This is a genomic window from Brevibacillus laterosporus (genome assembly GCF_030489605.1).
Taxonomy (GTDB): Bacteria; Bacillota; Bacilli; order Brevibacillales; family Brevibacillaceae; genus Brevibacillus_B; species Brevibacillus_B laterosporus_E.
Genome location: NZ_JAUKFY010000004.1, coordinates 253,358 through 273,975 on the forward strand (window position 1 = coordinate 253,358; position 20,618 = coordinate 273,975).

Here is a 20,618-nt window from a genome sequence, read left to right on the forward strand (position 1 = left end):
TAACCTTGATTGGTTAACCCTCTTTTCTTTTTCATTACTCGCTGTACAATTTTTCGCGAAGCTGCTTGATCTCTTCGCTTTCCAGATATTCATCGTATGTCATCATTTTATCAATGATACCATTTGGAGTAATCTCAATGATCCGGTTGGCAATGGTTTGAACAAACTGATGGTCATGAGAAACAAACAGCATCGTACCATCATATTCAATTAAACCATTATTTAATGCTGTAATAGATTCCAAATCCAAGTGGTTAGTAGGCTCATCTAATAGGAGTACATTCGCGCCCACCATCATCATTTTGGACAGCATGCAACGTACTTTTTCTCCACCGGACAAAACATTGGCTTTTTTCAGTGCTTCTTCGCCAGAGAACAACATTCTGCCTAAGAAGCCGCGCAAGAATGTCTCGTCTTGATTTTTCGAGTATTGACGCAACCAATCAACCAAGGATAAATCGCATCCATCAAAGTACTCAGAGTTATCTTTCGGGAAATAAGCCTGAGAGGTTGTAACACCCCAAGAGAATGTTCCGCTGTCCGCTTCCATTTCACCCATTAAAATTTGGAACAAGGCTGTTTTTACGTGACCATTTGGGCCCACTAACGCTATCTTATCACCCTTATTGATAATGAGGTGAAGATTTTCGAAAAGCTTTTCACCTTCAAGGGTCTTGGATAAGCCTTCAATTTCCAAGATATTTTTACCTGCTTCTCGCTCCGGCTTGAAGTTAATAAATGGATAACGGCGGCTGGAAGGCTTGATATCATCCAACGAAATTTTATCCAACATCTTCTTACGGGAGGTTGCTTGTTTAGATTTGGAAGCATTGGCGCTAAAACGTGCAATAAAGCTTTCCAATTCTTTAATTTTCTCTTCTTTTTTCTTATTTTGCTCTCTCATCAACTTAAGAGCTAGCTGGCTGGATTCATACCAGAAATCATAGTTCCCCACATACATTTGAATCTTACCAAAGTCAATATCAGCAATATGAGTACATACTTGGTTTAAGAAGTGACGGTCATGGGATACAACAATAACAGTATTTTCATAGTTAGCTAAGAAGTTTTCTAGCCAACGAATAGATTCGATGTCCAAGTGGTTGGTAGGCTCATCGAGTAGCAGGATGTCTGGATTTCCAAACAAAGCTTGTGCCAGCAAGACACGTACTTTCAGGTTTCCGTCTAGCTCCAGCATTTTCTTATCATGGAATTCAGCAGGAATTCCCAGACCAATTAATAAAGCAGCAGCATCAGATTCTGCTTGCCAACCATTCAAGTCTTCGAATTCTCCTTCCAATTCAGACGCACGAATCCCGTCTACTTCAGAGAAATCTTCTTTCATGTACAGAGCGTTTTTCTCTTCCATGATATCAAACAATCTTCTATGACCCATCATTACCGTTTTCAGGACTTCGCATTCATCGAACTCATAATGATTTTGTTTCAAAACGGCAAGACGTTCTCCAGGAGTTAAAATAACTTCTCCTTTGTTTGGTTCAATTTCGCCGGATAAAATCTTCAGAAATGTAGACTTGCCAGCTCCATTTGCCCCAATTAATCCATAGCAGTTACCAGGTGTGAACTTGATATTTACATCTTCAAACAAAGCGCGTTTCCCATATCGCAGGGTAACACCATTTGTACTTATCATTCAATCTCATCCTTTAATATGCATTTTCTTCTTCAAACGTATATTTTACTACATTTACAAGTAAAAATTAACCCCTTGTATTTATTAACACCTTCCGCAGCAAATGATAGCTTGTGTATCCTTGTTTTTTACAGCCCAAAACTCTCCATCCTCCCGGCCAAACTGATTTTGTACACAGCCTTTTTCATTTTCTCATAATAAAAAACCATCTGCGCGCATACTCCTTTTTAGAAAGGAAGCATACCGCAGATGGTTTATTTTTACCACGTGATAAACGGTTTTGATCCAGGCGGTGCATGATCAATCAATTGGTAGATCGGATATGCATAAGCCACGATGATCAGAAATGCGGCGATACCGAGCCATAAAGACCAGCGTTCTAAAATTTTTGGAGTACGTTCCACTGCTTCTTGGGATTCAGCGATTGGATAATCCTCCTCGCCTTTTGGTGCCTTAAAGATGAGATAGAATAAAATTCCTACCATCAGTATCCCCGCAAAGAATAGGATAGCACCGCCAAAGCCCATTAGCTGTTGCGGAGGTATCCAGCTTAGAGCCTCCGCATTGTCAAAGTAAGTAGTGTAATCCGTACGGCGCGGTACACCCTGCAATCCAAGATAATGCATCGCACCTGACATGAGCAGCATCCCAACAGACCACATGACTGCTTGCAAAATTCCTACACGATGCAAGGCAGGGGTCATTTTCCGCCCTGTTAAATTTGGCAATAACCAATACGTAATACCAAAGAATGTGAGCGCAATGCTGGTTCCGACCGTTAAATGGAAGTGACCTGTAACCCAGATTGTATTATGCACCACTGCGTTCATCTGGTTACTCGCATTAATAATTCCACCTGCACCCGCTGGAACGAAAGCAAGCATGCCCAGCATTGGGGCAAAGAAACGGGCGTCCTTCCAAGGCAATTTCCCAAACCAGCCAAACAAGCCCTTTGCACCCTTTTTACGTCCCGATGTTTCAAATACGGCAAATAGCGAGAATGCCGTCATAAGCGATGGGAATACTACAGTTAAAGTCAAGATTACATGTAGCATTTTCCATTTATCTGAAATACCTGGCTCCATTAACTGGTGATGAAAGCCTACAGGAATGGAGAATAGAATAAGCAGAATAAAAGATAAACGTGCGAGCGAATCACTAAATACTTTTCCACCGATTATTTTTGGAATATTAACATACCAGCAGACATAAGCAGGCATTAACCAGAAATAGACAAGTGGGTGACCGAAATACCAAAAGAGCGTACGGCTTAGCAGGACATTTACTTCTGGTACCCAGCCAAGAGACCATGGAATGAGCTGCAACAAGACCTCTGCTGCTACCCCTAATGTTGCAATCTGCCACAAAATCATGGTTGAAACAGCCATGAATTGAAATAGGGGAGATGTTCTTCCTTTATTTGCTTTTCTCCAATGAATGTAATTCGCAAAAATCGAATATCCGCCCATCCAGCTACCTACGACTAGTAAAGCTGCCCCAATATAGAACAGTGGAGACGCTTTCATTGGTGCATAGAATGTATACAGAACTGAGGCTTCATTTGACAGAATGGCTACTGTTGCCATCGCTGTACCTACCGTCATGAGAAGCCAACCAATCCAACCCAGCTTCAAAGCTAAAGGGGTCAGCTTTCCCTCTGATGTGCGAGCACAGCCTGAGATGAAAAATCCTATAATAAAGAATGTTGTAAAAACTAGACCCAATAATACCCCGTGTGCTGTTAAAACTTGATAATAGCCTAACCAAGATGGCAGGGTTATCACCCCACCCCGTACCAGACCCTGAAGCAAGCCGCACAAAATGGCGATAGCAAAACCAATGTACGCAACATATATATGCGCCAGCGAAAGTTTTGCAGCCGCAGCATCTACTTTTATCACCGGTTGTGTTTTAGGATATTCCTTTAATTGCGCTACCATACTTTATCGTCACTACCTTTCCGAATCACTTCACAACAATTGTAGCTGCCATTAACTGGTGACCAGCGCCACAATATTCATTACAGAGAATTAAGTACGTTCCTGGCTTGTCAAATGTGTGAGTGACTTCGCTGATGTGACCAGGTAACACCATGATGTTTACATTTGTTTTTGGTATCTCGAAGCCGTGTACCACGTCTTTACTCGTTACAACAAATTTCACCTTGGCACCGACTGGAACTTCAATTTGATTAGGTTGGAAAGTAAAAATAAATGATGTCATGACAAGATCGTATTCATTATCACCAGTTTTATGAAGTCCTGGATTATCAAATGGGGCCGTTTCATCTACCTTTTTCGGGTCTATCATTTTCATATGGCTTGGCGGCATCATCCCCATTGCATAGGCATTGACAGACAAGACAATCAAAAACAGTACAAGCGTCGCGCCCCCAACCATCAGCCAAATTTTTTCAAAGCGGTGTAAATGCATAAAATACCCTCCCGTTCATTCCCTCTCTATACCAGCTACGCCCTGCTTAGAAAAACGCCAAATACAGCAAACCAAGTCACTGCGATAAACAGACCTACTAGAAAGACCGAAGCTAGCGTTCCTTTTAAATTTAGTTCGCCTTCCTGATGCTTCTCGTTCTCTACCTTTTGATTCGGTTGAGTTTGGGAGCTGTTCATCCGATGACCTCCTCTCTTTTCCTTCCTTTTCATCCAATTTTTGCTCAAAAAGGAATTTGCATTGTTTACGATTTGATTAAACCATTCCGACATTTGTAAAGGGTGTGAGATTCATCACTTTTAGCCCTTTAGAGCTATCCAGTTTTCGCCATTGTCAAGGTTTTGACAAAATTCTATTTATTTAAAAATCATCTTAGAAAAAAGAGACTTTTTGTGAGAAAAATGATTACTTTTTATTTTCATAATTTTACATTTCATTTCTTGTTTATTACCTTTTATATATTCTCTTGTCGTGCAGGATAAATAATAATGATAGACAACGAAAAAAGCGGAATCTACGCATCTAACGTAAATTCCGCTTTTTTAATGTAGTGCCGGTAGAGGGACTTGAACCCCCACGGTTTCCCTCACGATTTTGAGTCGCGCGCGTCTGCCAATTCCGCCATACCGGCAAATATAAAGTTGGCTGGGGTACCAGGATTTGAACCTGGGAATGACGGAGTCAAAGTCCGTTGCCTTACCGCTTGGCTATACCCCAAAATGGTGGGGAGAGACGGATTCGAACCGCCGAACCCTGAGGGAGCAGATTTACAGTCTGCCGTGTTTAGCCACTTCACTATCTCCCCATAAAAATGGTGCCGGCGATAGGACTTGAACCCACAACCCCCTGATTACAAGTCAGGTGCTCTACCAATTGAGCTACACCGGCATCTTCATAATTGAAAGCTTGTCTTTTCGTTATGTATGTAAATGGTGCGGGTGGAGGGACTTGAACCCCCACGGTCGCCCGCCAGAACCTAAATCTGGTGCGTCTGCCAATTCCGCCACACCCGCATGTGAGCTAAACGGTCAACAACTCACTTTCAAGCTCGTTGTTTTTCTCAGTACCGTTTCGGCTTTTTTAATATAGCATACACTCAAAATAAAAAGCAAGACTTTTTATAAAAAATTTGATAGCCACAATTAATATCTAAAAATTAACTGTAGCTATCCGTTTTTTATACCTATAAAAGCTGTGTACTTCATAGCATTCTCTCATTATGCAAATAAGCGCTGTAATCGTAAAGCTAGTGATATATCTCCCTTGATCTTTATTTTACCCAGCATGACAGCAGTAGTAGGATTTAATTGTTTTCGCAGGAGCTTTGCAAAATTGGTGTCAGATAGCTGGAGCGTACATTGTGCTTGATTAGAGTTTCCTTCAGATACTTGAACCTGATTGTCACAAAATCGAACCTGATAGGTACCTCCCCGTTCTCCACTGACATCAAATTGATAAACAGCCAACCATCCCTCAATGGCAGAAGGGTCTTGATTTATGCGATCCGCAAGGGTCTCCAATTCTTGCAGCATGAGAGATCTCCCCCTTTCCCAGCCTGAGCCTATATTTTTCACCATATTATCCTATTCAGTGAATATCCATTATATGCCATCTTCACTTTTTCTGAAATAGAAAAAAGATGCCTTGTTAGGCATCTTTTAAGTGTCATCGCTTCTCGTCCAAGCGGCCATTTTTGACTGCTTATTTTTCCTTGCTATCTGATTCTGTCTGTTGCTCTGAGGCTTCCTGCTTTGAAATTTCCATTAGCTTTTGCATCAATATATGCTGGGGCATGTGCATTAATCTTTCCAGGGGTACTCCAAGCTGTTCAGCCAACTTTACGGCTGTTTCTGCTGATATCTGTAAAGGTCTCATCTTTTCACCTCTGGCTGTCTTTATCAATCTATCCCATTATACCACGCTCGCCGCTACTCATTGTATCTGACGGAATAAATCGGATAATTCTTGCACAATGACTTGCTGGTAGCCAGTCCCCTCTCCGTATTGGGCCAGCATTTCTTGACGAGCCGCCATGATTTTGTCTTGATAATCGTGTGCCTCCCGGTCAGGGTTTTCGTGTTTAAACTGAATCATAATCTTCTGAACATGCGCTGGACGTGGTCCCCATGTAGCAAGCACATCTGAGTCCTTGTTGCAAATAATCAACACCGGAATAGCTCGTCCTCCCATAGTTAGAAATTGATCCATCACATCCAGATGATCCTCCATAACCAATACTTCCACAGGTAAAGAAACTGCTTCTGCTACACGAAACAATACAGGCACATTCCGTACAACGTCTCCGCACCATTCTGCACACAATAAGAAGGCTCGCAATCCCGCTTGCTGCACCGTGGCTGCTATTCGGGAACGTTCCTTTTCTGTTTCCCACGAAAATCGCTCATACCAGTCATAGAATTCCTCTTTATTTTTCTCCATTGTCTCCATGAATTGCTGCATGGTTATTCCTGTTCCGGTTTTCGAGTGCAAGTTAATCGACATGATTGCTCCTCCTTATGCATTGATTCTCTTCTGTTTCAATTCGCTAGGATGCGAGTATCTCCTCTTTGCGATCCCTTCTGTAAGTGTTATAGGTGATGCTACACAGCAGAAAAAAACCTGTGCACATTTGCTACAGGTTTTTTTACAACTATTTATCTTCGGATAGATTTTGTTGAATTTGTTGGGAAATTTCCGTTGCCAGTTGCAACGCCTGCAGACCTGACTCCGCTGAGACCAAAGTGGGCGTTTTCTTCCTAATGCTTTGTAAGAAATCTATTAGCTCTGCTCGTAGCGGCTCAATCCCAGGTACAATCACTTTTTCCAAAATGTTCTGCTGGCTATAGCCATCACTTTGTTTCTCTAAGAAATTCGTTGAACGGGAAATGACTACTTTTTTATCGAGTAGATCAGCTTGAACAAACGCCTGTCTGGTTACTACTCGTAAGGTCCGCACTTTTTCTTCCGTTAAATGACTAGCTGTGATTTGTGCGATAACGCCTGATTCGAATTGAAACAGTGCTACAGCATGTTTGATTGCTCCTTGATAAGATTGACCCACCGCGTGCATCTTAGCTAATACACCCGGCTGTAAATGCTGCAAAATATATATGTCATGAAGCATAGCATCCAATACCACATCAATTCCTTGAATACGTGGTTCCATTGGACTCATGCGGTGCATATCGATGGCGACAACCTCTTCACCCTCCAAAATGGAGCGTAACACCCCAATAGCCGGATTAAACAGCTCGATATGCCCCACATGCAAATGTAACTGAGCTTCTTTGGCTCGATCAATCAACTCCCTGGCTTCTGCTACAGTCGAAGTGAGAGGTTTTTCCATCAGCATATGCACCCCATGACGGATGCAAGCCATGCCGACCTCAAAATGAGCGGGTATCGGAACAGCTATACTGACTGCATCTACTCGCGCCAACAGTTCGTCTAGGGTAAGAAACGAAAGTATATCATATTCCTGTGCGACCTCTTGCGCCCGCTTTTGATCTGCATCGTAAACGCCTATCAATTGGCAATGGTCATTGAGCGAGGAGTAGACACGTACATGATGCTTACCCATTACACCGGTCCCAATTACTCCTACCTTCACTCCACATCCCTTCTTTCCATCCAAAAACTTACAAATACACTCAACTCTCACATTGTATGAAGTAGATGGAAAGAAGGTCACTTTTCCTGTGAAAGAAGTTAGCTGTCTGACTCCTCCTTGTTCAACAATTCCTCTAGTAGCTTTTTATTGAATAAATATTTTGGATCATTTGGTCGATACTTCCCTACTTGTTCGTTATGCTCATAGGCTTTTTCATTTTGTCCAATCCGATAGTAGCAAACACATAATTGTATATGCGGAAGCCACGTCCAGCATGCTTCTGTAAAGAATCCCCAGGTATCCGGTCTTTTGACTTTAGTAGCCAGGTCATACCAAAAAATTGCTTTTAGATATTCGTTTTTGCCAAAAAAGATATGACCAAGTCGGCAGCAAGCCTCAGCCCGTGGAGTATCATAAGAAAAAGCTTTGATTATATATTCTAATTCCTTCTCTTTATTTCCTAAGGCAACATAACAATCTGCGATCTTGTAGCACGCATTGATTTCATCCTCAATCCAGCCTTGTTTAGAATCGAGCATTTTGATATAATATTCAATCGCTTTTTCATGAAAAGAATGATCTCGCAGTTCATTTGCATAATAATACAAGTCTCTTATGGTAAATTCTTCTCCGCGCTCCAGCTTTTTTTCATAAATCCGCAAATTACGAGTCGAATAACCTTCCTGCTGATGAATCTTTTTATGAGTCACAGCAATATCACTGTCGATAATTTTTCCCCAAACAGCTAAATACTCGTGCACAGCACCAATCCATTGGAAATTATTGCTTCGCTTCACCAGACGGTTTCGACGGAAAGACATAATAGGATTATCGAACTCATCAAAGGCAATGTGATATTTCATGGTGACTGAGTCAACAGCCGGATCTAATGTTTCCTTCAAGGTTCGTAACCGTTCACGGTCGATCTCCAAGAGGAAATCATCCGCATCCAGATGCAAAATATACTCTTGTGTTGCTTTCGTAAAGGCAAAATTACGAGCGGCCGAGAAATCGTCAATCCATTCAAAGAAAAAAACTCGATCCGTGTACTTTTTTGCAAGCTCTACAGTCCCGTCCGTCGAGCCTGTATCAATAATATTGATTTCGTCTACCAGGTCCTTTACAGAATCCAAGCATCTCGCCAAACTGTCTTCCTCATTTTTCACGATCATGCATAAACTAATTGTGATCATGCTGTCACCTCATGTCGCTAATTTTGCTCACTTTTGTATGTATATTTCCTGCAAATAAAAAGGTGAACTATTTCTTTATCTATTCTCTATAAAAAATAGCGCCAATAGCCCGTATTTCTCATAAGATGAAGCAGAAAGGAAGGGTTCTATGGAAATTCAGTCGCACGCCTTGCCACAGGTTTATTATGTAACTGTCTCAGACGAGGGTATTGCTTACTTGGATCAGCATGTCAGATCGGATGTTCGCATAGATGCTTTCCTCTCGATCCAGCAGAAGACGTACCCCATTCAGCTTTCCTATCGAGGTGCCCATACACGAGAATTGGCAAAAAAGTCTTATACTCTCTATTTTTCTGACAACAACCGTTTTCAGGGGCAACGAGAGGTTCATCTTAATGCTGAAATGCTGGACCCCTCGTTCATGCGGAATGCCCTGTCATTTTCCTTTTTTGAGCTCCTCGGCGTCTTATCACCTGCCACTTCGTATGTGGTGTTATGCAGAAATGGAGTTAGTGAAGGTCTTTATCTTCAATTAGAATCTGTCGATGAATTATTTTTACAAAGACGTCAGCTACCACTAGGCCCGATTTTCTACGCTGTCAGTGGAAACGCTAATTTTTCCTTGTTAAGCCCCAAAACAGAGGAGGTAAAACCAAGCCTAGACGCAGGGTATCGACTCAAATATGGCCAAGAGGAGGATATGCAGCTCCTGCGTGAATTGATTTATATCATAAATACAACACCAAGAGCTGATTTTGAAGAAACCATTGCTCGATACCTTAATATCAACCAATATTTAAGTTGGCTGGCAGGGGCTGTATGCACGCAAAATTTTGACGGTTTTATTCATAATTACGCTTTATATCGAAATTCGAGGACAGGTTTATTTGAGATTATTCCATGGGATTATGACGCCACCTGGGGACGGGATTGTAATGGAAAAGAAATGGCCTATGACTTTGTGGATATAGACGGATACAATACCTTAAGCGCTCGCCTATTAGATACTTATACATACAGACAGCTCTATAAAGATAGAATGGCAGAAATCCTACATTCCTGGTTTACTCCCGAATATATGGGCCCTCGAATCGAGTCTCTCCATCGCTTGCTACGTCCCTACCTTCAGATTGATCCGCACAAAAAAGAAAAGCTCAACGTCTTTGACGCTGAGCCTGACTATATTTGTCGTTTTATTAACGATCGAAACCATTTTTTAAAAGGGCAGCTTGATACTTTGTAATCATATATTGGTCTTCATTTCTTGATAGGAAATCCTTCAATAGCAGTCTTTCATCTTCATTATTTTTTTGCTTTGACTACTTTATCCAGCTCTGCCTGAAACACGCCCGGTTGAATCGATCCCATTACCTTATATGTAACGATCCCATTAGGATCAATAATAAATGTTGTTGGGATAGCGAGGATTTGGTACTGCTTTGCTACTGTTTCATCTTGATCGTAGAGAATAGGCATCCTCAGCTTATAGGTATCTACAAACGCTTTGACGGAATCTAAATCATCCGTTTTTGTCAGATTAATTGCATATAAATCTACGTTGCCTTTATTTTTTTCATATAACTTTTGCAAATCAGCAGCTTCCATCTTACATGGACCACACCAGCTTGCCCAGAAGTTTAGAACCAGCGGCTTCTGTCTTTGTCCCGAAAACTTGTATGTAGTTCCATCCATACTAGGAAGTTCAAAGGCAGGAGCTTTAGCCCCCTGCGCAATCGTTGGGTTGGCTTTTGGCTCTATCTGACTAGAGACCTCCTGTTGTGCTTGAGCTTTGGTTGTCTCTTTCGCCTGATGCTGTTGCTTTGGCTCAGATTTTATAGACTGTCCCAATATTTGTTGAGGAGCAGACTGCGATTTACTCTTGACCTCGCTTTGGTAAATCGCTCCTCCTCCCAAAACGAGCAAACTGAGAATGATAAACACCTGCCGCATGCTTTATCCAGCTCCTTTATAAACTAGGCTGTCCAAAAATTTTAATTAAGTAGATAGAGATATCTGTCAGCTTATCAAAGTACAGCAAAACCCCGAAAAGAACCATGATTCCCCCGCCAATTTTCATTAATTTGTCCGAGTATCTCATGATCCAGCTTATCTTACTAATGAAGAAGGTCATCACGAAGAATGGCAGGGCAAATCCTATTGTATAGGCAAGCGTATAAGTAAGGGCACTCTCTGGATTCACCATTCCAAGCGTAATGATCCCTGACATTATCGGCCCTACACAGGGAGTCCAGCCAGCCGCATAGGTAATTCCCACCAAGATAGAACCAGTATACCCAAGCGGACGATTGTTTATGTCCTTCTTCCATGTTTTCATCATAAAATCAAACTTTAATACCCCTGTAATAACTAACCCCATAAAAATTAATAAAATAGCACCTAGTTGCCTAATCAAATCCTTTTTTGAGGCAAATAAGCTACCAATCCATGAGGTTGACAATCCTAGCGCGATAAAGACAAGAGAGAATCCTAGAATAAAAAATAAGGTGTGTAATAATGCCTGTCGCTGAAATACAGCTTTTCCTTGTTTCATCTCTGAAACCGAAACCCCAGTAATATAAGATAAAAAGGATGGGTATAACGGCAAACAACAAGGCGATATAAACGAGAGAAATCCTGCTGCGAATGCTAGCCATACTGTAATTTGTGTATCCATACTTAGCCCCCATTTCCCAAAAGTCTCTTTCTGTTATGTATTCTAGTCCACAGATATTCATTCATGCTCCGTTCTGCATATCAGGTGAACGAAGTGTGACAAAGCTCACAGCAGTACGCGAGTCATTCTTATTCTATTTTATTTACATAGCTGACAAAATATCAATGACGTAAAAAGTCTTTATGAAAAGGCATACGAAGAGTAAGGACTACTTGTTTGGGACAAAGTAAAAGAACACTTACTATTAAAGGAGGATTCTGTAAGTGCTTCGAAAACTTCCTTTCTTTTGTCTACTATTTTTGATCTGTATAAGTTTAGCTTCCTGCTCTTATCCTCAGCCTGAGCAGATTCGTATTTTGCAACAACCCAAAAAGCCCGCTACAAAAACCGGACAAAAAGTGATTGTCCTGATGGTAGATTCTATTCTCTCAGACTCAATTGATAAATTGGTCACAATGAATAAGGCTCCAGCACTGTCTTTCCTTATCAAAAATGGAATGTACCGACGTGATTTGATTAGTTCTTTCCCCACCATGTCTGTTACCATTGAGAGTTCGCTTCTTACCGGAGCTTATGCCGATCAACACAAAATCCCAGGTCTACTGTGGTTTCATCCGGCAGAAAAACGTATTGTTAACTATGGAGATGGCTTTCGGGTAGCTTGGAAACCCGGACTAGCTGATTGGGCGTACGACAGCATATATAATCTCAATCAGTCACATCTCTCCTCTAAAACACGAACGCTTCACGAGGATTTACATAAAAAAGGATTCTCAACAGCTTCCATAAATACGATGGTCTATCGCGGAGATTTTAAACACACGCTTGTATTACCTAAGCTCGTATCGAATACCCTGAACCTTCCAGCCCAGATGCAGGTCATGGGTCCAGAGATGCTTGGCTTCGGCTCACTGCGTAAATTAACAAACCAGCGAATAGCTGAGGGACCTTTCCAATCGTTTGGAGTAAACGATTCCTATACAACGAATCATTTAATAAATGTAATAAAGCAAGGATCACTCCCTGATTTGACAATAGCCTATTTTCCCGATATGGACGGAAAGCTTCACAAGCATGGTCCAACCTATCTTTCTGCACTCCAAAAGTTTGACAAAAAGCTTCAGAGCATCCTTGATGCTTTTGGAGATTGGAATAAAGCCATAGAGAATCATACCTTTATGATTATTGGAGACAGTGGAGTAACCTCAAGTGGCAAAGACAGACAACAATCGCTTATTCGTCTAGAAAAAATGCTAGGACAATATCAGCCTTATCGGTTAGGAAAAACAGTATTGCCCAGTGACGACATAGCGTTTGCTATAAATGGACGAATGAGTTACGTCTATTCCCTTTCTTCACGTGCATCCATTCCAGCTCTTGTTAATAGCCTTAAACATGATGATAGAATTGATTTGCTAGCATGGAAAGAAGCAGACTGGATTCATGTTAGGCAAGGTAACAGCAATCGACAGATGGCTTATCGACCGGGAAAAAGTGAGATTGATCGTTTCGGGCAGAGATGGGATATAAGAGGAGATTTCAGTGTGTTAGATTTACGGCGGAATCCACAAGATAACAGGCTGAATTCCTCTTCTTTTCCAGATGGACTTCAGCGCTTATTTAGTGCATTTGCTTCGCACAAAGGTTCCTTTCTTGTGATTTCAGCAAAGAATGGAGCAGAATTCACCGCAGACGGTTCTCCTAATCATCTTGGAGGAGGAAATCACGGTTCCTTGCACCGTACCGATACATTGATTCCCCTGATCATAGCTGGAAAAAGGGCGTTGCCTCCACCAGAACGAATTGTTGATATGAAGCCATATATTATTGCTCTTCTTACAAGGGACAAGCAACCACCGAAGTAACTTGGCATTTATAACAGAGACCGCCTGGTAGAGCAAACCCCCGGCGGTCTTGTTTACTTACTTATTTTCCAATAGAGACAGGCCATTAGTAATCAAAACAGCTAATTCATGATCAGCTTCACCAATTGCTTTTATTTGGGAGTGAAGTCGCTTACAGTCCGCTTCCGGGAAATGATGGTTCTTCATAATTTCTAAAATCTCCAATCGCAGCAGCCAATCGTTCGGATAAGAGGCATCTAGTTCTTGCATAATAGCTTGCAAGCTCTCTGGCAGCTCCTCTTCAGCCCCTTCTTCTGTCCGCAGGTTACGAACAATTTGATACAACTGCTGCTGTCTTTTGTGCTCCTCTGTGTAAATGGGGCGACGGGTTTGGGTCTCTGACGGTTGATGTGTACCCGATTGAAATTTTTCTCGATCAGCAGCTCCTGCATAGACAGAGACGATTTCAGCTCCTACTGCCATATCATAGGTCCCCCATTCTGCTTGGAAAAGCACACGCTCTTGATAGCGTACGGTACATTCATCGAATCCAATTAGCGCCACTTTATCCTGCATACGATCAATATAGGAAACACGCCCTACCACTTCAACTCCTGAAGCAAAGCATACCACCGTTTTTTTACCTACAACTAAGTCATAAGCTTCAAGTTCAGCATCGGTCCAATTCTCTAATGGCTTCTCGTTTCCTTTTATTTTGCCAATTGGGGAAGAAAATCCATGGCTATGATAGGATTTATCATGACCCACCAGCTCAATGTCTCCAAACGCAAGGGCAGTAGGTCCTTCTGTCGCTAAATAAATGGCTTCCCCCTGATCATCCAAGATCATATGTTGCAGCGTGCCGCTTACTTGTAGACCAGAGCTGTACACACTAGTAGTGATTTGACCGCTATTGATTGCCTTATGCAAGCTTTCAGTGCCGCCAAGATGCAGTGCCATTCTCTCCTTCATTTCAAGTACCGCTTCAATTAACTGATCAAAATCTCGACAAACAAACAATTGGGGCTGAGGCTTGGTGATATCAAAATCAGTTTCTATGCAAGCATCGAGTGAAAACGGAATTTTTTTAACTTCCTCTGTTAAGCAGCTCATGCTTTCCCCAACAGAGGACAATAACCCTGCTCCATAGATTTGTGGATAATCAACATCTCCAATTAAGCCATACTCAACTGTCCACCAATAGAGACGGGACAATAGAGTAGCTTCTGAAACCTCCGTAACCGCCGCTGTTTTTCGGGCTAGGTCTTCTTCTGCTGCAAGCACTTGTTCTTCCGTCGCATTGATATCCTCTTTTACAATAGATAAATAGCGAATCGCTTCATATAATTCATAATCTGCTCGTGATGAAATGGCTTTCGAACCAATTTCTCCAAAGATTTTCAGATATTCACGATACTTCTCGTCTTTAATAATCGGGGCATGCCCGGCTGCTTCATGAATGATATCAGGTGCAGGTGTATAAGCCACATGATCGTAAGTACGAATGTCACAAGCGATTGGGAGGATTTGATGAGCCTGAAAGTCAAAAAAAGCTACGGCTGGTATAAAACCATCGATACTTACTGCTCCCCATCCAATTTCCGACAGGCACCGATTCATTTCACGAATATTCGGTATTTTTTCGATACTGATACCAGATGCTTGTAAGCCCTCTAAATAAGCGGTATGGGCTCTTTTCCCAAGGAAATTATAATTCTGACGCATAACGTACCGCCAAACAGCTTGATCTATCGGTGTATACTTGTCATAGTCTTGGTCGACAACGAATTGCTTTAAATGAACAGGAATGTTGACCACTGAAAAATCAGATTCAATGTGACTCATAACTTAATACCTCCCTTAACAAAATAACGATATGCCGGCAATAGAAAGCGCTATCATTATAAAGTTTACTATAACATCTTTTGATGGAAAATGGAGTAAAAAAGTTTGCCTATCAAACGCCCGATTCCTATGATACTGTAACGCAGCGATGCACCTATGATTACAGGTAAAATAAAGAACCCCAATCAAAAAAATAAGATTGGGGTCTATTTGTTTTGTCGCAATCCATATGTTCTCTTTGCATGAATGCTTCCGTTATTCCTTAGAGGAACGTCGATTTTGTTGTTGCTCTAACATTACATCCATCAATAAATGATCCTGAAATTGATCCATCGGGTCGATGGTTAGCAAGGCTGAGACAGCAGCAAGCGCCGCACGTACGGTCTGATAAGAAAAAAAGGCGTCTCGCTCTTCTTCACTGTAGCTAGAAATATCGGCACTTTTAACCGGGTTAGGAAAATCCGCCTCCACTCCGGCCCTGTCCATGACGACCAATGCCTGCTTAATAGCTAAAATCGCTGCGCTCACGCTTAAAGAGTATTCCTTACGCAGATCATCCCAAACCTCAAAAGCAGTCCGCTCTGTATGCTCACCATTTAAGCGAGTTATCATGCCACGTTTCCTTCCCTCCTGCAACAGCCAATCAACCAAAATGTCTGGATGTGGCGGAAACGAGTAGTACTGCAATCGCATTTCCAGCTCTGTGGGAAAATTACGGGCAAATCGAGCATCCTCCAGCTTCATCTCATACCGTCTAGACGGATGATTGGGTACCATAACGTATACGATTCCATCGCGAATAGCCGTGATTTGCAGCTTTGTCCGGGCTGGTATGCGGGCTTGAGGTGCCTTTTCCCGTCGATAATTACCTGGGATTAATTGTTCACCAAATAAATGATATTCTAAAGGTGCATCAATCCAAGGTATTGGTTCTCTTGTCCGGATTTGATACGTACCACTAAAAGTTATCCATTCGCTTGGTCGGTGCTGATAACGAACCAAGATCTGATGTTGCTCACACTCTGGCGCCACTTCTTCTTTATCTGCATGAACAGGATGGAGGCGATCATGTTGCAACATGAATCCATCTTCTATGTCTAAACGCTCCAGTAATTCGCGTCTGGATACTCGCTCATAGCCGATGTGATATATGTTTTTTTTCAAAATGATGTACCCCCCATAATTGCTCTTGTTCCTTGGAAATTCCATAGTGAACAGACTAGAAAAAGCGCCATGAACAGGCGCTTTCTCATTCATTTATTCTTATTATACATTATTTTGCTGCTGGAAGAATCTCCTGAGCTGAGAAAGTCTCAGAAATTAGCTTCTTAGCCGCCATCCAATCAATGACCTTCTGCCATTGGTCTGTATCCTGGCTACCAAAAGGTTGACCTTTAGCATCCATCAGAGGAAGTAGGACCTCAAGACTTTTGTGTTCAATCTCTCTATCTAGAGGAAATTCTGCGGCTTCATGTTGTAAAAGTGCTTCCAGTGCTTCTTTCGGATGAGAAGCAACATAAGCCTGCCCTTTTTGTATCGCTTGCTGGAATCGCTCTAGCGCCTCCCGCTTTTTCACTGTCGTCTTATCACTTGTGACCAACACCAGTTCATAATGGTTGGGTACACCATAATCAGTCAATCTGAACAAACGAACGGGAACATTATTTTTTTCTAAAATCAACTGTTCATGATTGATAAATCCCCCAATGGCGGCGTCCGTTTGCTTAGTGGAGAGGGCTGGGATTAATTGAAAACCAATATCGGTAAAACGAATGTTTGACGGATCTCCCCCGTCAGTTTGGACCATATGCTTCACAATTTCTACGTCAAGGGGAAGAGCAGGATACCCTACATTTTTATCGCTCAAATCCTTAGGTGTCAAAACAGTACTATCTGCTCTTACCATTAGTACGTTTAACGGTTCGCGAACGATCGCAGCTAACGATTTAATTGGCAAACCTTCTGCCTTAGCCACAATGGCCTGCGTTTGATAGCTAATGGCCATATCTACCTTATCCGTGGCTGCCAGCTTTAATGGATCACTGGCGTCCGACGGCATTTTCAGCTCCACCTGTAGATTCGCATCGCGAAAATAGCCTTGTGATTCTGCGGCATATAAAAAACTGTGAACAGCATTTGGATACCAATCTAGAGCGATGGTAAGCTTCTCTGGCGGTTTAGCTTCGGAGGTGGCAGTTGCTAGATTTTCTTTTACAGAGGCATCACTAGAAGCACACCCTGTAGCTAGCATGCTAAGACCAGCAATCAGGATTACCAGCCAATTTTTCACAGCTTTCCTGCTATATACAATTGATTTGTTCATTTCTTTTCTCCTCTATATCTAGATGTTCATCCACAATCAATTATTGTCGGAGGTCTTTTTCCTTACGATTGTAGGAAAGACAGCGCTGTTCCACCAGAGTCATAACCAAAAACAAGCCTAACCCCAGCAAACATAATAAAAGGACAGAAGCAAATAGAGCAGGCGCCTGAAAATTACCGGAAGCCCGTCTGCCAAAAAACCCCAGACCCGCACTGGCTCCTAACCATTCGCCTACAGTGGCCCCCGAGACGCTAAAGGTGGCTGCTACCTTTACTCCGCTAAAGAAGGAAGGCAATGCACTAGGTACTTCCAACTTGCAAAAAATTTGCCACCGGCTTGCTCCAATCATACGAAAATAGTTACGTCGTTGTGCATCTGTAACGAGGAATCCATCATACGTACTTACTACAATTGGAAAAAAAGTGAACAGTACAGCAATTGCTATTTTTCCCGGTAACTCATAGCCAAACCACATCATGAAAACGGGTGAGAGCGCTAAAATCGGAATGGTTTGTGAGATAATGACATGAGGGTACATGATCTTTTTCATTTTCTCATTAAGATGCATGCATATGGCAATTCCTGTACCTACGAAAATGGAGATCACTAGTCCTAGCAACGCTTCCTGCAATGTAATCCACAGATGTGTCGTCAATAGCTGATTGCGTAGCTCCCAGAGCGCAACGGCAATAAGAGAGGGGGGTGGCAAAATGAATGCAGGCAGCTCAAGCAAGCGGCACCCTGCTTCCCATAGCAGGAGGAAAGTACATACGGAAGCGAAACCCCATCCGATATGCCGATTCTTTTTCGCGACCTTCTGTGTGATCTTTTGCCCCCGTTTCCTTTGCATTACGGCCATGTCTGTTCCAGATAAGCCATATCCCAAAATAAATATTCCATTTTGCAAGCGGCAATAAAATGCTGTTTCATCCGAGCAAGCTCCTGTTTGTTACTGTCACGGGCAATCTCATTAAGAACACCTTTCAGCCAGTCCGTTGAATTGCCAAATTCATCAGAACTATACATCAGCACCCACTCACCATACTGCGGATGATCGGTTACTCCCGATTTTTGTGCCAATCTTTTCCCGATTTCCTGATAACTCCACATGCATGGAAGCAAAGCACTCAGCGCTTCTCCCAAGCTTCCTTGATGAGCGATCTGTAGCATATAACTTGTATAGGCAAGCATGACGAATGACGGTTCCGCCGTTTCTAATTCACTCTGGGAAATACCTAGTCGTTGAGCGTATCCCCGATGCAAGGACATCTCCTCTTGTAATGTTGAAGTCATGATTTGGGCAAATCGACCGCTCCAGTCTGAACGCGATGTCTTAACGCTCGCAATCGCAAACAGTTTTGCATATTCCTGTAAAAAGAGATAATCCTGCTTCATGTAATGGATAAATGCAGAAATCGGTAAATTACCATTAGAAATGCCAGTAATGAAAGGATGAAGATGCGTCTTTTCCCAAATCGGCTTCGCTTCTGCGTATAAAAGCTCTGTAAAAGAAGCTATTTCTATTTCTCGCGTATTCATCGGCGTACAGCCTCCTTTTATGCGAACTCATGTATAACTGTGATTTTTATGAACATGATAAATAAAATCCTGAACGGCTTTTTTTGTATCAGGTGCTTGTGTAATAGCTGAAATAACTGCGATAGCATCCGCCCCATTTTTTCGCAAGCAGCTAACATGTTCTGGCTTAATTCCGCCTATAGCGACAATGGGATACCCTCCTACAAATTTGCGAATAGCCGACAGTCCATGTGGACCGATTGGCTCCCCAGCATCCGCTTTACTGTTCGATGCATACATAGGCCCTACCCCTAAATAATCAGCTCCATATGCAAGAGCGATCCGAGCCTCCGCTATATTGCCGGCTGATATTCCAATGATCATCTCAGGAGGAACCAATTGTTTCACCTGAGCAAACGGCATATCCTCATGCCCTACGTGCACCCCGTCAGCCTGAACCTTGCAGGCCAAGCTCACATCATCGTTAATCAGAAAAATGGAATCGTATGTATGACATAGCTCTTTCATACGGATCGCAATTTTTTCTCTTTGAATCGCATCGCTGATGGAACCAGCTCCTTTTTCTCGCCACTGAACGCATCCGACTCCTGCTTGAAGTGCCTCTGTTAAGATACGAAACATGTTTTCAACGGAGTTCCCGCAATCTTGACTGCCTATTACCAAATAGATACTCCACTTTTGGGATAAATGAGCGAGACGAGCCAGCTTCATGTCAGCATTCCTTCTATCGGACTACTAGCAGAAGCATAGCGCTTTCGGGGAATGCGTCCTGCTAAAAAGCCTTTTCGTCCAGCCTGAATCGCTAGCTTCATTGCTTCTGCCATTCGTATAGGGTCGTTTGCTAACGCAACTGCTGTATTTAGTAATACGCCGTCTGCACCTAGCTCCATTGCCTGCGTCGCATCTGAGGGTGAACCAATTCCAGCATCTACAATGATGGGAACTGTCGCCTCTTCGATCATGATGCTAAGGTGAAGAGGATTAAGAATCCCTTGGCCGGAGCCAATTGGTGAGGCACCAGGCATAACAGCATGAACGCCTGCGTCTTGTAGCTTTCGCGCAAGAATGGGATCATCATTGGTATAGGTTAAAACAGTGAAGCCTTCTTCCACCAATAGAGCAGATGCTCGCAGGGTTTCTATTGGATCGGGCAATAAAGTTTTCTGATCTGCAATTACTTCTACTTTAATCATGTCGCACAGTCCGCTCGCTTTTGCTAAACGTGCAATACGTACAGCCTCCTCTGCGGTGGTTGCTCCTGCTGTATTGGGGAGCAGTGTATACGCTGAGAGGTCAAGTGATTCTAAAAAGGTAGGCTCGTTTACTTTTTCCAAATTTAAGCGGCGTACCGCAAATGTGATAATTTGTGCTTCAGAGATCGCCACTGCTGCTCGCTGGATTTCCAAATCTCGAAATTTCCCGGTCCCAATTAAAAATCGTGAGTTAAATTCATACTCCCCAATTCGTAAAGTAGCATCCGTCATC

Annotated in this window: 20 protein-coding genes and 5 tRNA genes; 2 read left to right on the plus strand and 23 right to left on the minus strand. The window is 42.5% G+C overall.

Annotated elements, in window-relative coordinates; genetic code table 11:
• Window positions 1–34 precede the first annotated feature (34 nt).
• The 14 genes from QZ995_RS06495 to QZ995_RS06560 all read right to left on the minus strand — a co-directional run bounded on the left by QZ995_RS06495 (window position 35) and on the right by QZ995_RS06560 (window position 8,908).
• Window positions 35–1,654 carry an ABC-F family ATP-binding cassette domain-containing protein gene (locus QZ995_RS06495; RefSeq protein WP_301804591.1) on the minus strand — a complete coding sequence of 540 codons (1,620 nt, stop codon included), beginning with the start codon at window positions 1,652–1,654 and terminating at the stop codon, window positions 35–37.
• A gap of 260 nt (window positions 1,655–1,914) precedes the next feature.
• A complete protein-coding gene (locus QZ995_RS06500) occupies window positions 1,915–3,594 on the minus strand; it encodes a b(o/a)3-type cytochrome-c oxidase subunit 1 (RefSeq protein WP_301804593.1) in 1,680 nt (559 codons plus the stop codon).
• A 25-nt stretch (window positions 3,595–3,619) separates the two neighbouring features.
• Window positions 3,620–4,087 (minus strand): cytochrome c oxidase subunit II, encoded by a 468-nt coding sequence (locus tag QZ995_RS06505; protein ID WP_301804596.1) that lies wholly within the window; start codon window positions 4,085–4,087, stop codon window positions 3,620–3,622.
• Window positions 4,088–4,122: 35 nt separating this feature from the next.
• A complete protein-coding gene (locus QZ995_RS06510) occupies window positions 4,123–4,284 on the minus strand; it encodes a cytochrome c oxidase subunit 2A (RefSeq protein WP_301804598.1) in 162 nt (53 codons plus the stop codon).
• Window positions 4,285–4,656: 372 nt separating this feature from the next.
• Window positions 4,657–4,736: transfer RNA gene (locus tag QZ995_RS06515), tRNA-Leu, on the minus strand.
• An 11-nt stretch (window positions 4,737–4,747) separates the two neighbouring features.
• Window positions 4,748–4,822, minus strand: a tRNA-Gln gene (locus QZ995_RS06520).
• Between the two features lie 3 nt (window positions 4,823–4,825).
• Window positions 4,826–4,910 (minus strand) — tRNA-Tyr (locus QZ995_RS06525).
• Window positions 4,911–4,917: 7 nt separating this feature from the next.
• A tRNA-Thr gene (locus QZ995_RS06530) sits at window positions 4,918–4,993 on the minus strand.
• Window positions 4,994–5,035: 42 nt separating this feature from the next.
• Window positions 5,036–5,118: transfer RNA gene (locus tag QZ995_RS06535), tRNA-Leu, on the minus strand.
• Between the two features lie 204 nt (window positions 5,119–5,322).
• Window positions 5,323–5,637 carry an SCP2 sterol-binding domain-containing protein gene (locus QZ995_RS06540; protein WP_301804600.1) on the minus strand — a complete coding sequence of 105 codons (315 nt, stop codon included), beginning with the start codon at window positions 5,635–5,637 and terminating at the stop codon, window positions 5,323–5,325.
• A gap of 169 nt (window positions 5,638–5,806) precedes the next feature.
• On the minus strand, window positions 5,807–5,980 hold the full coding sequence (locus tag QZ995_RS06545) for a YycC family protein (protein WP_301804602.1): 174 nt from the start codon (window positions 5,978–5,980) through the stop codon (window positions 5,807–5,809).
• A gap of 57 nt (window positions 5,981–6,037) precedes the next feature.
• Entirely contained in the window at window positions 6,038–6,607 is a 570-nt protein-coding gene (locus tag QZ995_RS06550; RefSeq protein ID WP_301804604.1) for a thioredoxin family protein, read from the minus strand.
• Window positions 6,608–6,755: 148 nt separating this feature from the next.
• Window positions 6,756–7,715, minus strand: coding sequence for a Gfo/Idh/MocA family oxidoreductase (locus QZ995_RS06555; protein ID WP_366919681.1), 960 nt, complete (start codon window positions 7,713–7,715; stop codon window positions 6,756–6,758).
• Between the two features lie 98 nt (window positions 7,716–7,813).
• Window positions 7,814–8,908, minus strand: a complete 1,095-nt coding sequence (locus QZ995_RS06560; protein WP_301804605.1) for a tetratricopeptide repeat-containing glycosyltransferase family 2 protein — start codon at window positions 8,906–8,908, stop codon at window positions 7,814–7,816.
• A 148-nt stretch (window positions 8,909–9,056) separates the two neighbouring features.
• Here QZ995_RS06560 and QZ995_RS06565 point away from each other — a divergent pair, with 148 nt between their 5' ends.
• Complete coding sequence (locus tag QZ995_RS06565; RefSeq protein WP_301804608.1) at window positions 9,057–10,151, plus strand: CotH kinase family protein; 1,095 nt, start codon at window positions 9,057–9,059, stop codon at window positions 10,149–10,151.
• Between the two features lie 59 nt (window positions 10,152–10,210).
• Here the strand turns inward: QZ995_RS06565 and QZ995_RS06570 are convergent, their stop codons facing one another.
• On the minus strand, window positions 10,211–10,858 hold the full coding sequence (locus QZ995_RS06570; protein ID WP_301804611.1) for a peroxiredoxin family protein: 648 nt from the start codon (window positions 10,856–10,858) through the stop codon (window positions 10,211–10,213).
• Window positions 10,859–10,874: 16 nt separating this feature from the next.
• Window positions 10,875–11,582 (minus strand): cytochrome c biogenesis CcdA family protein, encoded by a 708-nt coding sequence (locus tag QZ995_RS06575; protein WP_301804613.1) that lies wholly within the window; start codon window positions 11,580–11,582, stop codon window positions 10,875–10,877.
• A gap of 263 nt (window positions 11,583–11,845) precedes the next feature.
• On the opposite strand from QZ995_RS06575, the gene QZ995_RS06580 reads away from it, so the two are divergent.
• The gene (locus tag QZ995_RS06580) at window positions 11,846–13,447 is read left to right on the plus strand and encodes an alkaline phosphatase family protein (protein ID WP_301804614.1); all 1,602 of its coding nucleotides are present in this window, start codon (window positions 11,846–11,848) and stop codon (window positions 13,445–13,447) included.
• A gap of 57 nt (window positions 13,448–13,504) precedes the next feature.
• Here the strand turns inward: QZ995_RS06580 and QZ995_RS06585 are convergent, their stop codons facing one another.
• The 7 genes from QZ995_RS06585 to QZ995_RS06615 all read right to left on the minus strand — a co-directional run bounded on the left by QZ995_RS06585 (window position 13,505) and on the right by QZ995_RS06615 (window position 20,617).
• A complete protein-coding gene (locus tag QZ995_RS06585; protein WP_301804616.1) occupies window positions 13,505–15,271 on the minus strand; it encodes an aromatic amino acid hydroxylase in 1,767 nt (588 codons plus the stop codon).
• A gap of 255 nt (window positions 15,272–15,526) precedes the next feature.
• On the minus strand, window positions 15,527–16,435 hold the full coding sequence (locus QZ995_RS06590) for a hypothetical protein (RefSeq protein ID WP_301804619.1): 909 nt from the start codon (window positions 16,433–16,435) through the stop codon (window positions 15,527–15,529).
• A 109-nt stretch (window positions 16,436–16,544) separates the two neighbouring features.
• Window positions 16,545–17,594, minus strand: a complete 1,050-nt coding sequence (locus QZ995_RS06595; RefSeq protein WP_301804622.1) for an ABC transporter substrate-binding protein — start codon at window positions 17,592–17,594, stop codon at window positions 16,545–16,547.
• Between the two features lie 40 nt (window positions 17,595–17,634).
• Window positions 17,635–18,480: an ABC transporter permease gene (locus tag QZ995_RS06600; RefSeq protein ID WP_366919682.1), complete on the minus strand. Its 846-nt coding sequence runs from the start codon at window positions 18,478–18,480 to the stop codon at window positions 17,635–17,637.
• The gene (gene tenA, locus QZ995_RS06605) at window positions 18,444–19,133 is read right to left on the minus strand and encodes a thiaminase II (protein WP_301804625.1); all 690 of its coding nucleotides are present in this window, start codon (window positions 19,131–19,133) and stop codon (window positions 18,444–18,446) included. Before tenA ends, QZ995_RS06600 begins: the two co-directional genes overlap by 37 nt.
• A 27-nt stretch (window positions 19,134–19,160) precedes the next feature.
• Window positions 19,161–19,844 carry a thiamine phosphate synthase gene (gene thiE / locus QZ995_RS06610; RefSeq protein WP_301804627.1) on the minus strand — a complete coding sequence of 228 codons (684 nt, stop codon included), beginning with the start codon at window positions 19,842–19,844 and terminating at the stop codon, window positions 19,161–19,163.
• Window positions 19,841–20,617: a thiazole synthase gene (locus QZ995_RS06615; protein WP_301804630.1), complete on the minus strand. Its 777-nt coding sequence runs from the start codon at window positions 20,615–20,617 to the stop codon at window positions 19,841–19,843. Before QZ995_RS06615 ends, thiE begins: the two co-directional genes overlap by 4 nt.
• Window position 20,618: the final 1 nt, after the last annotated feature.

What these genes read in the sequence shown, in the direction of transcription:
- QZ995_RS06505 (WP_301804596.1), bottom strand. Translation starts at nt 4,087, where the DNA reads ATGCATTTACACCGCTTTGAAAAAATTTGGCTGATGGTTGGGGGCGCG.
- QZ995_RS06500 (WP_301804593.1), bottom strand. Translation starts at nt 3,594, where the DNA reads ATGGTAGCGCAATTAAAGGAATATCCTAAAACACAACCGGTGATAAAA.
- QZ995_RS06615 (WP_301804630.1), bottom strand. Translation starts at nt 20,617, where the DNA reads ATGACGGATGCTACTTTACGAATTGGGGAGTATGAATTTAACTCACGA.
- QZ995_RS06495 (WP_301804591.1), bottom strand. Translation starts at nt 1,654, where the DNA reads ATGATAAGTACAAATGGTGTTACCCTGCGATATGGGAAACGCGCTTTG.
- QZ995_RS06565 (WP_301804608.1), top strand. Translation starts at nt 9,057, where the DNA reads ATGGAAATTCAGTCGCACGCCTTGCCACAGGTTTATTATGTAACTGTC.
- QZ995_RS06595 (WP_301804622.1), bottom strand. Translation starts at nt 17,594, where the DNA reads ATGAACAAATCAATTGTATATAGCAGGAAAGCTGTGAAAAATTGGCTG.
- QZ995_RS06510 (WP_301804598.1), bottom strand. Translation starts at nt 4,284, where the DNA reads ATGAACAGCTCCCAAACTCAACCGAATCAAAAGGTAGAGAACGAGAAG.
- QZ995_RS06575 (WP_301804613.1), bottom strand. Translation starts at nt 11,582, where the DNA reads ATGGATACACAAATTACAGTATGGCTAGCATTCGCAGCAGGATTTCTC.
- QZ995_RS06550 (WP_301804604.1), bottom strand. Translation starts at nt 6,607, where the DNA reads ATGTCGATTAACTTGCACTCGAAAACCGGAACAGGAATAACCATGCAG.
- QZ995_RS06585 (WP_301804616.1), bottom strand. Translation starts at nt 15,271, where the DNA reads ATGAGTCACATTGAATCTGATTTTTCAGTGGTCAACATTCCTGTTCAT.
- QZ995_RS06570 (WP_301804611.1), bottom strand. Translation starts at nt 10,858, where the DNA reads ATGCGGCAGGTGTTTATCATTCTCAGTTTGCTCGTTTTGGGAGGAGGA.
- QZ995_RS06560 (WP_301804605.1), bottom strand. Translation starts at nt 8,908, where the DNA reads ATGATCACAATTAGTTTATGCATGATCGTGAAAAATGAGGAAGACAGT.
- thiE (WP_301804627.1), bottom strand. Translation starts at nt 19,844, where the DNA reads ATGAAGCTGGCTCGTCTCGCTCATTTATCCCAAAAGTGGAGTATCTAT.
- QZ995_RS06545 (WP_301804602.1), bottom strand. Translation starts at nt 5,980, where the DNA reads ATGAGACCTTTACAGATATCAGCAGAAACAGCCGTAAAGTTGGCTGAA.
- QZ995_RS06540 (WP_301804600.1), bottom strand. Translation starts at nt 5,637, where the DNA reads ATGCTGCAAGAATTGGAGACCCTTGCGGATCGCATAAATCAAGACCCT.
- tenA (WP_301804625.1), bottom strand. Translation starts at nt 19,133, where the DNA reads ATGAATACGCGAGAAATAGAAATAGCTTCTTTTACAGAGCTTTTATAC.